At 33.6% G+C, this 13,717-nt stretch carries 11 protein-coding genes; all 11 read right to left on the minus strand.

Annotation, left to right across the window (positions count from 1 at the left end):
- Positions 1 to 311: 311 nt before the first annotated feature.
- Positions 312 to 1,757, minus strand: coding sequence for an amino acid permease (locus DP68_RS16360; RefSeq protein WP_035311461.1), 1,446 nt, complete (start codon positions 1,755 to 1,757; stop codon positions 312 to 314).
- Positions 1,758 to 1,954: 197 nt separating this feature from the next.
- Positions 1,955 to 3,208, minus strand: a complete 1,254-nt coding sequence (gene preA / locus DP68_RS16365; RefSeq protein WP_035311463.1) for an NAD-dependent dihydropyrimidine dehydrogenase subunit PreA — start codon at positions 3,206 to 3,208, stop codon at positions 1,955 to 1,957.
- 12 nt (positions 3,209 to 3,220) lie between these two features.
- Positions 3,221 to 4,435: an FAD-dependent oxidoreductase gene (locus tag DP68_RS16370; protein ID WP_035311465.1), complete on the minus strand. Its 1,215-nt coding sequence runs from the start codon at positions 4,433 to 4,435 to the stop codon at positions 3,221 to 3,223.
- Between the two features lie 97 nt (positions 4,436 to 4,532).
- Positions 4,533 to 5,018, minus strand: coding sequence for a DUF1097 domain-containing protein (locus tag DP68_RS16375; protein ID WP_035311466.1), 486 nt, complete (start codon positions 5,016 to 5,018; stop codon positions 4,533 to 4,535).
- A gap of 27 nt (positions 5,019 to 5,045) precedes the next feature.
- A complete protein-coding gene (hydA, locus tag DP68_RS16380; RefSeq protein ID WP_035311468.1) occupies positions 5,046 to 6,434 on the minus strand; it encodes a dihydropyrimidinase in 1,389 nt (462 codons plus the stop codon).
- 210 nt (positions 6,435 to 6,644) lie between these two features.
- Entirely contained in the window at positions 6,645 to 7,865 is a 1,221-nt protein-coding gene (locus DP68_RS16385; protein WP_035311470.1) for a Zn-dependent hydrolase, read from the minus strand.
- Between the two features lie 355 nt (positions 7,866 to 8,220).
- Positions 8,221 to 9,633 carry a sigma-54-dependent Fis family transcriptional regulator gene (locus DP68_RS16390; protein WP_052085868.1) on the minus strand — a complete coding sequence of 471 codons (1,413 nt, stop codon included), beginning with the start codon at positions 9,631 to 9,633 and terminating at the stop codon, positions 8,221 to 8,223.
- A gap of 266 nt (positions 9,634 to 9,899) precedes the next feature.
- Positions 9,900 to 11,213 carry an SLC13 family permease gene (locus DP68_RS16395; RefSeq protein ID WP_035311471.1) on the minus strand — a complete coding sequence of 438 codons (1,314 nt, stop codon included), beginning with the start codon at positions 11,211 to 11,213 and terminating at the stop codon, positions 9,900 to 9,902.
- A gap of 164 nt (positions 11,214 to 11,377) precedes the next feature.
- On the minus strand, positions 11,378 to 11,821 hold the full coding sequence (locus DP68_RS16400) for a MaoC family dehydratase (protein WP_363330966.1): 444 nt from the start codon (positions 11,819 to 11,821) through the stop codon (positions 11,378 to 11,380).
- A gap of 37 nt (positions 11,822 to 11,858) precedes the next feature.
- Entirely contained in the window at positions 11,859 to 12,899 is a 1,041-nt protein-coding gene (locus tag DP68_RS16405) for an electron transfer flavoprotein subunit alpha/FixB family protein (RefSeq protein ID WP_035311473.1), read from the minus strand.
- Between the two features lie 15 nt (positions 12,900 to 12,914).
- Positions 12,915 to 13,709 carry an electron transfer flavoprotein subunit beta/FixA family protein gene (locus DP68_RS16410; protein ID WP_035311474.1) on the minus strand — a complete coding sequence of 265 codons (795 nt, stop codon included), beginning with the start codon at positions 13,707 to 13,709 and terminating at the stop codon, positions 12,915 to 12,917.
- Between the last annotated feature and the right edge of the window lie 8 nt (positions 13,710 to 13,717).

Genomic DNA, 13,717 nt, shown 5'->3' on the forward strand with positions numbered 1-13,717 from the left:
TTCAATTTTCAAAGACCCTGTTGCTTGAAGCAACTTTTACATCTTATCAAATTCATTTAAGCTTGTCAACTAGTAATTTGTTTCCAAATATTATTGAAGTTTAAATGTTTTGCTGTTTCTTGTTTGCCACTCATCTCAGCGACGAAGACTATCTTACCATGAGATTATTCCTGCCCTCCTTTTATTAAGTGCTATTAAGCAAAAATAAACGTATTATTTAGCATTATTCGACCATATGCTTAGAATTTCATGTACTGATACACTAGATAAAGTTTACATTAACTACTATCGAATTCTCCTGCGTATTCCTCTTATCTATCATCTTTGTCTTTCTTTTCATTTTCTTCAGTTAGTTCTTTAGAAAACTCTGTTAATAGTCTCTTTTTATATCTTCTATTACTTACACTTCTATTAATAACATTATTTCTTTCAGGACTATTAACAAATTTTATTCCCATATAAATAAATGAATATAAAGCTATTAATATGAATCCTGCAATAAGTCCTGACCCTTGCCCAGGAATAAATGGCATACTTAAAATAATAATAATCATACTTATTAAAGCAATCCAAGATGTATATGGATAGCCTGGCATCTGACATTTTCCTTCTGGCGGGCATCCATTAATCTTACGAAAACGTATATGGGTAGCTAAAATTGCGGCATATGTAAAAAGCAGTGCAAATCCACCAGAACTTATCAAAAATAAATACACTCTAGGAAGCAGCATACCAAAACCTAGACCTAAAAGCATTGCAAAGCCAGAAAATAATATCCCACGACGAGGAACATTACTTTCATCTTTTAACCAATTAGGTGCATGCCCTTCATCTGCAAGTGATCTCATCATTCTTCCTAGCCCAAACATAGCTGCAAGCATAGTAGAAAGTATAGCTGTAATAAGTACTATATTAAGAATAGTACCTGCCCACCCAATTCTCCACCTATTAAGGGCTGCTACCATTGGGCTTATATCTTCACTAAGGCCAGCTGTTGGAATTAGTGGAAGCAATACAGCAACAGAAAGTATATAAAATCCTACAAGGCATATAACTGTATATTTAATTGCTTTAGGAACTGTTTCCCTAGGATTATCTGTTTCTGACGCGGCTAAGCCAATTATTTCAAAACCTGCATAGGCAAATATAACTATAAGCATACTTCCTGCTATACTTTTTATGCCTCCTGCCATAAAAGGTTCTCTATTTAATTCTCCAGCGCCAATTGCTGATGTTCTTGGCATTACTCCTGTAATCAATAGAAGAGCTATAACTATAAAAGAAACTATAGCAAATAGCTTTACTGCTGCAAGACTGCTCTCCAGCTTACTTAGCTTATCAGCTCCTAATAAATTTAACATAGTAACACTAATTATTATTAAACTTCCAAGTAATGATATAGATATGTTAGGGGCCCACCCACGAACTAAGATTGACACAGCAGTAGCTTCACTTGACATAGCTAAAATCATTCCAGTCCAATATACCCATCCAACTACAAATCCAACTCCTGGACCAAATGCTTGCGCTGCAAAGGTTCGAAAAGAACCTGAATCGGGATTTGCTACAGTCATCTCGGATAAAGCAAAAAGTATAAAATATACTAATGCTCCACCTAATACATAACATATTAAAATTGCAGGCCCTGCAGCATGTATAGCTACTGACGAGCCAAGAAAAAACGAACCTCCTATTACAGTACCTAGTGCCATCATTGTAAGCTGCCATGCAGACAGTCCTTTATGCTCTTTCTCCATAATCTTATCCTCCGTACAAACCATTTGAGATATAATAGGCCATTTAATGTGCAAAATTATTATTTCCTAAATTCACAAATACATTCTCTTTAAATTATTTCAATCCATTATCTAGTAATACCCCAAAAAATAAAAATTACTATAGGAAGTTTTTCCTATAGTAATTTCCAAATATATTGAAGCCTATCTATGTTAATCTAAGAATATATAGTTTTTAAAGCTACTTCATGTGGCTCTCTATTTTCCTTAAATTGAACTTCACCAGGGGTAATACATTGGTATACCGGACAAACATTTAAGCATAAATGGCAACCAACACAAGTGTCCTTTATGGTTGGTTTTCTATCTTCATTATTCCAATCAATAGCTTGATGTCCTCCGTCATAACAAGAAATATAACATCTGCCACAACCAATACATAATTCTTCATTAATCTTAGGAATAACCTTAAAGGAACGATCAATTTCATCAGATCCAACTACATTAGTTAATGCTAAACCTATTAAATCACTTAATTTGTCTAATCCCTTTTCTTCCATATAATAAGATAATCCACTGATCATATCCTCAACAATTCTATATCCATATTGCATTACTGCAGTTGTAACTTGTATATTCTCACAGCCCAACAATAAAAATTCCAAACAATCTTGCCAAGTTTCTATACCACCTATTCCTGAAATAGGTACATCCTTCAAATCTGCATCCTTTTTTAAATCAGAAATAAATCTAAGAGCTATAGGTTTTATTGCTGCACCAGAATATCCTGATACAGAAGACTTGCCATTTACAACAGGCATTGCAGTTAAGTTTTCTAAATCAATGTTAGTAATAGACTTAACTGTGTTAATAGCCGCTATTCCCTTAGCCCCAGCATCTATAGCAGCTTTTGCTGGAACCTGCATTAAAGTAATATTTGGTGTCATTTTAGCAATGACTGGTAGAGTAGTGTTTTCTACTACAGCTTTGGTGTATTCATATACTAAAGCTGTATTTGTTCCTACATCCGATCCCATAGAAGAACTAGTCATTTGTGGACAAGAGAAATTACATTCTATCATATCTGCCCCCGCCTCAGTTACCTTTCTAGCTAAAATCTCCCACTCTTCCTTAGTGCTTCCCATAATACTAACAACCATAACTTTACTTGGATAATCCTTCTTTAATCTTCTTATATATTCTAAATTAACCTCTAATGGTTTGTCAGATATTTGTTCCATATTCTTGAACCCTGTCCAAGGAGTGCCTTCTTTTTTAGTTATATCAAATCTAGGAGAGCATTCATCAGGAATATAGATACCTATTGTTTTATAAAAAACCCCTCCCCATCCTGCATCGAAAGCTTTGGCTATCATGTCGTAATTGCTTCCAACTGGTGAAGAAGATAGAAAGAACGGATTTTCACATTTTACACCTAAAAATTCTATAGATAAATCTTTTTTATATGCCATAACGAACCCTCCCTATTTATTTAAATATGAAATAATTTTTTCTGCAGATTCTTTTCCATCAGCAACTGCTTCTACTGCAGTTTTTCCACCGCTCACAAAATCTCCACCTGCGAATAAACCATCTTCAAGAGTATAGTTTTTATACTCCTCATAAGGTTCTTGTCCAATTGCAAAGATTATATGATCTGCCTTTAACTTCATTTCTGAGTACCCGTCTCGAGATTTACAAACTAAAGCCATAGCTTTATTATCTTCTCCAAGTATCGCCTCTGGAGCAAACTCTGTATATATAGGAATTCCCATACCTTGGGTATAGGTAAGTTCAGCACCGTGTGCAGGTGATTCCTCAATACTTCTTCTATATACAATACTAACTTTACCTTGAGATAACTGTCTTGCAGTTGTTGCACAATCCAGCGCTACGTCTCCTAGTCCTATAACAACTACATTATTTCCTACTTTAACTTTCCCATTAGAGCTTCGAGCATTTGCTAAAAATGATAAAGCATTTTCTACACCATCTAAATCATGACCTTCAATCTTAATATCTTTAGACTTAGCAAGACCAACGCCAATAAATATAGCTTTATATTCATTTTTTAATTTCTTGATATCTTCTGGTGCAATATGTTCACTAGTTCTAAATTCTACACCTAATTCCTTAAGGCAGTTAATATCTTGATCAACAACCTCTTGAGGTAAACGTGATGGAGTGATTCCATAAGTAAGCATTCCACCTAACTTTTCCTTTTCTTCAAATACTGTTACTTGATATCCTTCTAGGGCTAATTTTGCTGCACATGCTAAGGAAGCTGGCCCAGAACCTATACATGCAATCTTTTCTTCTCTTTTTTTCTCATGAGCTTTTAATACTTTTAAATTGAACATCTTTTCTTGGTCCATAGCAAATTTTTGTAGCTTCCCAATATTAATAGGCTTGTCTATTTCAGTTCGACTACATGCTTTTTCGCATAGATTTTCATGAGGACATATCAAAGCACAGGATGCACCTAATATATTGTTACTTCTAATAACCTCTGCTGCTCCTTTAATATTTTTAAAACGAATAGAGCGTATAAATTTTCCCGGATCAGTTAGTGCTGGACATGACTTGCTGCATGGTGAATCCTCACATAATAAACATCTACTAGCTTCCTCAACTGCTGTTCTAATATTATAATCCTGAACATTCTGCTCACCATAAGCGAGTTTATTAACTTTTGCCATTATAATTCCCCCTTATATAAATCTAAGAATAGATAGGCACGCATACCTATCTATTCAATACAGGTAATGCTTTTAACTTATTTCTGTAAGACTTGTGTTAATTAACTTCTCCATTATTTTCTACTACATCATTCTTAGCAAAGTATTTATTGTAAGCCCATGTACCAGAAGCATCACATCCATATCCTAAAATTGCACCTAATATTACAGAACTTCCTAGTAATATCCAGTCTCCGTTAGCAGCAAAGGTTGTGAAACAACCTAAAAATATACCAGGTACAAAAGTAGTATATTTCCACAGTCCTAAGAAGCACATTACAGCAGAAATGATCGCGCTTGCCACTGCTCCTCCTCCACTAAAGCCAAATAAATTAGTAAGAAACATCATAGACATACCACATGCTATACCAGCTAAATTACATCTAATTGCTAAACCTATACCTTCTAGTCCATGTTTTCCTGAAGCAAAATAGGTAGTTGTTCCAGCAAATCCTCCCCATACTGATAATGCTATTAATGGGGCTACAAAAGTCCATACTCCGCATAATATACCAGTGGATATACCAAGTATTATTAAATACATACACTCAGCTCCTATAATTAATTCATTTTAAATAATCTGAGGCTTTCCTCTCTTTATAAATTCTCCTCTTCCTTCTTCTCCTACAAAGTTACCATTTTCAGCGATCAACTCTCCACGAGAGAAAGTTGCTACAGGATAACCTTTTATTTCAAATCCTTCATAAGGTGTATAATCAACGTTTTCATGTAAAATATCCTTAGATACTTTTACTTTCTTATTAGGATCTAAAACTACAATATCTGCATCACTACCTATTGCAATTGTTCCCTTTTGAGGATACATACCAAATATCTTTGCACTATTTGTAGATGTAATTTCAACATATTTATTTAAAGAAATTCTTCCTTTTTCTACGCCCTCTGAATACATTAGCGGCATTCTCAATTCAATACCTGGAGCCCCATTAGGAATCTTAGTGAAATCATCCTTACCCATCTCTTTTTGTTTCATGAAAAATGGGCAGTGATCTGTTGCAATGGTTTGTAAAATACCGTTATTAATCATCTTCCATAGAACTTCGTTATTCTTCTTATTTCTTAATGGTGGTGACATTACATATTTTGAACCATTAAATTCAGGTTCATCGTATCTACTATCGTCTAACATCAAGTATTGTGGACATGTTTCACCCATTACAGGTAATCCTTTTTCTCTGGCTTCTTTAATTGCCTTAGCAGATTCCTCGCAACTTACGTGCACTACATGTAAAGGCGCATTTGAAATCTGTGCCATCTTTACTGCTCTATTAGTAGCTTCTTCTTCACATATATAAGGTCTTGATACTGCATGATATTTTGGTTCAATCTTTCCTTCAGAAAGCAGTTTTTCTACTAGATGCTTTATAACATAATAATTTTCTGCATGTACCCCAATGAGTCCACCTGCATCGCTAGCAGTTTTTAAAACCTCAATCAAAGCTAAGTCATCAACTCTCATATTGTCATATACCATAAATACTTTAAAACTTGAATAACCTTCAGAAATAACTTGAGGAATTTCTTTTTTTACATCATCATTCAGCTGTGTAACTGCAATATGAATTCCATAATCTATGACAGCCCTTTTGTCAGCTTTTTCTCTCCATATATCGATAGTTTCGTGTAAAGTCTTCCCCTGAGGTTGTATAGCAAAATCTACTATGGAAGTAGTTCCTCCAATTGCAGCAGCTTTAGTTCCAGTGCAAAAATCGTCACTAGAGAAAGTTCCACCAAAAGGCATATCTAAGTGGGTATGGGCATCAATCCCACCAGGAATAAGATACATTCCATTTGCATCATAAATTCTATCACCTTCAGTTTCTTGTATGTTTTCTCCTATTTCTACTATCCTTTCATTCTTGATAGCAATATCTGCTTTAAATGTATCTGATGCTGTAACAATAGTTCCATTCTTAATGATAAAATCATACTTAGTCATAATGACACCTCTTTCTTTTTATTTTCATTATTACTTTGTTATATTTTTAACAATACTTTCCGAAAATAGCCCATATAAAAGTCTGCTTTTAAAACATTTATTACTAATAAAACTACTCCATCAATTAATCTATTTAAAAGTAATTATTATACTAAACAACAAAGTTTCAGTAGAAGTAAAATTTCTACTGAAACTTTGCTTCTATTTCTTCTATCTTTTATCTATCTCTAAAATTGTTTGTAATAATACGTTAGCTCCTTTTATACACTGCTCAGTAGGAGTTTTTTCTATTTCGCAATGGCTGTGTCCACCGATGCTTGGAACAAATAGCATAGTTGTAGGTACTATATCAGCAACAAACTGAGCATCATGTCCAGGACCACTGTACATTCTCATATTTGAATAACCGTAAAGGTTTGCACCTTTTTCAACAAAATCTACAAATTCCTTATTAAAGCTAACTGTTTTACGTGACCATAATTCTTTGTAGCTAACTTTGCAGCCTGCAAGTTCCTTTGGAATATTTTCAATAATTTTAACAACTTGTTTTATTACTTCTGGATCTTGATGTCTTGCATCTAAAGTAAACCTAACATCATCTGGTATAATTGTGTGTACGTTTGGCGAACAATTAATTCTTCCTGTAGTGTACACTAATTTACCATCTAACTTATCAAGTTCTCTATGAAGATATTGAATAGCTTCTGAAGCTGCTAAAAGAGCATCTTTTCTTAATTTTTGAGGAACAGTTCCAGCATGACCAGCTTGACCTATAAACTGGAATTCATAGTTTACCATTCCAACAACGCCTTCCAAAACTCCTATATCTATGCCTGCATTTTCGAGTACTGGACCTTGCTCAATGTGTAATTCTACAAAAGCCTTGTAGTCCTTAGTATTCATTCTATTTTTTTCATCACCTTTGTAGCCACTTGCATCTAATGCTTCTGCAAAAGTTATTCCTTCTGTATCCTTTGAAGCTAACATCTTTGCCTTATCAAATTTACCTGTAACAACGCCTGATGACATCATTGCAGGATCAAAACGAGCTCCCTCTTCATTTGTCCAAATCATAACTGTAATTGGATGACGGTGAGGAATATTTTCTTTAACTATAGTTTCAGCAGCTTCCATTGCAGTTAATACTCCTAAAATACCATCGTAATTTCCACCCTGTATTACTGAATCACAGTGGGAACCTGATGCAATACGAGGAAGCTCCTCTGAACCTTTAATAGTTGCATATATATTTCCCATATCATCTGTTACTATATCTGCGCCAATGGCTTTCATTCTTTCACAAAATTCTGCTCTTGCCTGAAGAGCTGGCTCTGATAAGGATAATCTTGTTATTCCTCCTCTGCCAGTAGCCCCAAATTTACTAAATGTAAGTATCTTTTCTTCTAATCTTTCTTTTTTACAACTTAACATATCACACACTTCCCTTTCTCTTAACAAATAGTTTAATTTTTGGTGTTTGTCCATCTTCACTACTATACTATGATATTATACCATAATTTATATCTATTTACATTTTATTCCTGTTAAAAATTTATCTTTCTTTTTGCCTAATTATTGACTTAATTCCTTAATCTTATAAGATGGTTTGTATGTATTTGCCTTGTAGTTTTAAATTTAGTTATTTATTCTTTCTTTTTAATCATAATTAATCTTTAATTCTGCAATTTTACTGTTATTGACGAAAGTTTTTCTTCTTTTAAAACTTTAGTGAAATAAAAAAAGCACCTGCAATTGCCTTACAGGTGTTTTCTATAGATAACATCAATCACTCTGCAATATCTTTAGAAAATTTTATATTAAGCCTCTCTAACTTCTTATATAATGTGGTTCTGTGTATGCCTAGATCCTTAGCTGTTTTAGAAATTTTATAATTATTTTCCATTAATGACTCTAAAATTATATCTTTTTCAAATTCATTTAATATGAAATCTAAAGTACCACCTTTAACCTCGGGAGCTGTATTTGGAGAAAAAGTTAGTAAATTTGATGGTAAGTGTTTAACTCCTAATATATCTTTTTCTGTTAGAACATATGCACTTTCTATGACATTCTTTAATTCTCTTATGTTTCCTTGCCACTTGTGATTTAATAATAATTCTACTGCTCTTTGAGATATAGTAATGTCGGTCTTATACTTTTTATTGAGTTGACCTAAGAAGTGATTTATGAATATCAGTATATCTTCCTTTCTTTGTCTTAGAGGTGGTATTTTTATATTTATAACATTTAATCTATAAAATAAATCTTCTCTAAACTTCTTTTCCTTAATTAATTTTCTTAAATCCTGATGAGTTGCAGCAATAACTCTTACATCTATTGGTATTGGTTCATAGCCTCCAATTCGTTCAATTTCATTTTCCTGAAGTACTCTAAGAAGTTTTGCCTGCATATGTAGAGGCATATCCCCTATCTCATCTAAAAATATTGTTCCCTTATGGGCAAGTTGAAATTTACCCTTTTTCCCTCCTTTTTTAGCTCCAGTAAAAGAACCCTCTTCATAGCCAAATAACTCTGATTCTAAGAGCTCATCAGGAATTGCAGCACAGTTTATTCTTATAAGAGGGCTATTTTTTCTATCAGAGGCATAATGTATTCCATTTGCAAAAACCTCTTTTCCTGTTCCGGTTTCCCCGGTTATTAAAACTGCTAGATTACTTCTGGATGCCTTTCTAGCTAACTCCTTCACTTCTAAAAAAGCTTCACTTTCCCCAAGTATACAATTAAAATCAAATTTACTTTCTCCTAGTCTTTGAAGTTCATCCTTATAATATTTTAATTCCTGATCCTGCTTATATAATTTTTGAGATAAATTAAGTGTTTGAACTCTAAATTTAACTTGAGCAACTGCAGCTATTACTTTACCATTTTTCTTTACTGGAGCCCTAGTTACAAACAAAAACTTATCTCCATTATAATGCTGTCCATCAACTAAGGGATGAATCACATCTACTTCCTTTATGCCAGAGCTAGCTATTTCTGGCATCTTAGTGTTTTTTATAAACTCACCGATATGATGCCCAATAGCTTTTTCCTTTGTGGTTCCTAAAAAATCGCAATATGAATTATTTATATCGAATATAGTGCCATCAACTTTAGTTACCACAAAGCCATCCTCAGTCATATCTAAAATCTCATTAAATATCAACTTATAATGCTCTAAATCCATATCACTAATCATGTTACCTCAAGCCCCTTTTCCTTAAAATGTAAATTATTTTATGTAATATTATACCATAAAATTACATTGAAATACGAAAATACGTTTTTATTTGTAAAAAATTTACATATGTTAAGAATTCATAAACCTTAAGTTCATAATTTAAAAAAGATGACTAGAGTTTTATATTATAAACTTTTAAACATTATAAAAAACCCTATGCTGCCATAGGATTTTTTACAATCAGCTTATTGTAGCATAGGACTTTCATACATTTTTTTATATACCTATAACCCCAATGCACACATTGGAATCACTACAAATAAAGTTATAGTTGGAATTAAAAGTTGTGTAATAAACACATCATAATAAGCATCTTTATGACTTAAATTTGTCAGAACTAGCAGTGTGATCTGTCCTCCTTGATGTGGCAAACTGTCTAATGTACCTGCTGCAATTGCAGAAATACGATGAACATACTCAAGATTTATTCCCATTGAAATAAATGTATCCTTTAAAGCATCATATGCAATGCCTAGACCACCAGATGCACTGCCGCAAACTCCTGCACAAATAGCAGTAGTAATTGCAACAAACCATAATGGAGATATATTTAAATTCTGCAAGCCACCTATTACTGTTGAAAATCCACTTGTTATTTTAACAACTCCACCAAATCCAACTACAAGAGCGGTATTTAAAATAGCACTACATGAATTGGAACCACCAGTATTAAAAATTTTAATCAACCCACTTATGCCACTTGGAATAAATTTATACATTAAAATGATTGAAGAGAGAATACCCATTGCTACAGCAAATTCAACTTGCCAATGAAAAATATTGAAACAAACAAGTATTAACGCTACTGGAATACATGCAATAAGAGGATGAGGAACTTTTTCATCTTTAGAATCATTGTCTTCTAATAAATGTGGTGGAAGGGGCGTTAGCCTATCATCATGGAATAAATAGCCCTTCTTTTTTAAACTTCTACTTCTATATTCTAGCCAAAGGAAAATAAGGACAAATTGAACCACTAATCCTGCCATACCTGGGATAAAAGCAGCTGTTGCGCTTGTTCCTAGACTCCTCATAGGAATAACATTTTGAATAGATGGTGACCCAGGACTATTCATAGACCATGTCCAACAACCTGCAGATATTGCTGCCGGAAGAATTTTTCTAGAAAGATCATTCTTTCTAAATAACTGCAAAGCAATTGGATACATAACAAAATAAACAACAAAGCCGCTGATACCACCAAAGGTAAGTATACCTGTTATACACATTATAATAGCTGCAGTAAATTTACCTTTAGAAATTTTAAGAAGTGCAGATGCAATAGATTTTGCAGCCTTTGTTTCTTCATAAACAGAACCAAAAATAGCACCTACAAGGAAAATAAAAAAATAACTTTTAAAATAATTAGAGGCTGAAGTCATATATGCTCCCGTTAAAGTTTGAAAAACAGGAAGTCTTGCAAGTAAAATTACAACAATGGAAACTAAAGGGCCTAATATAACAGCACTAATTCTTTTGTAAGCTAAAACTGTGAATAGTATAATGGCTAATACAAGTATGAAAACATCAAATGACATTATTTACACTTCCTTTCTGAATTTTTCTGAATTAGATATATAAAAAATAATGCCATTTTCATCATTGAGTATAAATACATTCCCGTTCAAATTAGGTTCCATTATTTATTCCTCATTGATAAAATGGCATTATTTTATTCATTAGTAAACAATATATTTAAGTTTTATTCCTTGGTAGCCATAACTGTAGCTTCACCATCAATAACCAATTCCCCTCTTTGATTAACAACTGTGGTCCTCATTATAGCAATTTTCTTTTCTGGACGCATAGAAATAACTTCACCTGTAGCTGTGATTGTATCGCCAAACTTAACTGGTAATAAGAATTTACATGTCTGACCTAAATAAATTGCATCTGCACCAGGAATAAGCATGCCAACAATTGTAGAAAAGAATGATGCAGTAAGCATTCCATGAACGATTCTTTCGCCAAATCTTGTTGTTTTAGCATATTCAGCATTTACATGTACTGGATTAATATCACCTATTAAGCCTGCATAGGTATACACATCTGACTCTGAAATAGTTTTTGTTACACTTTTTTTCATACCAATATAAATTTCATTTATGCTGTACCCACTCATATTTAAACTATTTTCATCTATCATACTGCTCAATTTACTCTCCCTACCTTTCAATATGAATTTAAATCTCAAATTCCTTATTTTTCCCTATTTCCTCAATCATAGCTGGTATCACTTCTTTTAAATCCCCTACAATTCCAAAATCACAAACCTTGAAAATAGGAGCTGATTTATCACTATTAATTGCTACAATATATTTTGATTCGCTCATACCCGCTAAATGCTGAATAGCACCAGATATACCGCAAGCAAAATAAATTTCTGGTCTTACTGTTGTGCCTGTCTGTCCTACCTGATGCATGCTATCTATCCATCCTGCATCAACACAAGCTCTAGATGATCCTACTTCCCCGCCTAACTTGTCAGCAAGAGCTTTAATGAGTTCAAAACCTTCAGGACCCTTTACACCACGTCCACCAGACACAATAATTTTAGCCTCTGTAAGGTCCACTCTTCTCCTACCGCTTTTTACAATTTCAATAACCTTAGCTGTAATATCTTCCTCAGTGATTTCAGGAATTACTTTTTCAATAACTCCAGTAGGATTATCCACATGTGCTGCTTTTTTCATTACCCCAGGTCTTACTGTAGCCATTTGAGGTCTGTTTTTAGGACAGATGATAGTTGCCATTAAGTTACCACCAAAGGCAGGTCTTGTCTGAAGAATTTTTCCATCTTCAGGATCAATATCAAGCTTTGTACAATCAGCAACAAGTCCTGTGCCAATTTTAGCTGCAATTCTAGGTCCTATATCTCTTCCTATTGATGTGGCTCCAACTAGGACAATTTCAGGTTTTCTCTCTAAAATAAGATTTGAAATTGAAAGTGCATATCCATCCGTTGAAAAAGTCTTTAATAATGGACTGCAGATATATAAAACTCTATCTGCTCCATAATTAAGGAGCTTGCTTACTTCTTCGTCAATTTCATATCCTGTAACAACAACCGCTACCTTTTTATTAATTTCACTTGCAAGCTTTTTTGCTTCACCAATTAATTCAATGGTTACAGGATGAATTTTCCCTTCTCTCTGCTCACCAATTACCCAAACGTCATTATAATCACTTAAATTAATATCTTGATTTACTTTTGCACTTTCCATATTTGCACCTACCTCCTATATAAGCTTCAGATCAGCAAGCTTATTTACTAAAATAGCTGCTTTTTCTTTTCCGCTTATTCCATCAATAATTTCTGCTGTTTTAGACTTTGTTGGTACAAAGGATTTAAACACATTAGTTGGAGAACCCTTGAGACCAATTTGTGTAGGGTCAACTTCTAAATCATTAAAGCTCCAAACAGTGATTTCATCAGATTCAGGTGCATAATACTTAAATATGCCTTTTACACTTGGATATCTTGGAGTATTCAATTCTTTAATAGCTGTTAGAAGTACTGGTAATTTTGCTTCTATTATATAATCCCCTGTTTCTGTAAACCTTGTTACCGTTACCTTTTCCTTATTTAACTTAATTTCCTTGGCATATGTTATTTGTGGAACACCTAAAAATTCAGCAATTTCTGGGCCAACCTGTGCTGTATCACCATCAATGGCCTGTCTTCCACAAAGTACAATATCGTAATTTTTAGTCTTTTCAATTGCTGCTGCAATAATAGTAGCCGTAGCCCATGTATCAGAACCACCAAAAGCTCTATCACTTATAAGAATTGCTTCATCAGCACCCATGGCAAGAGCTTCTCTTAGGGCGTCTTTTGCTTGAGGAGGTCCCATACTTATCACAGTAACTTTGCCGCCCTTTTCATCTTTAATTTGAAGTGCTGCTTCAAGGGCATTTTTATCATCAGGATTTATAATACTTGGAACGCCATCTCTTATAAGTGTTCCTGTTTCCTGATTAATTCTAACTTCATTTGTATCCGGAACTTGTTTTAAACATACAATGATATTCATTTTTCTCC

This window comes from Clostridium sp. HMP27 (genome assembly GCF_000765165.1).
GTDB lineage: Bacteria > Bacillota > Clostridia > Clostridiales > Clostridiaceae > Clostridium_AK.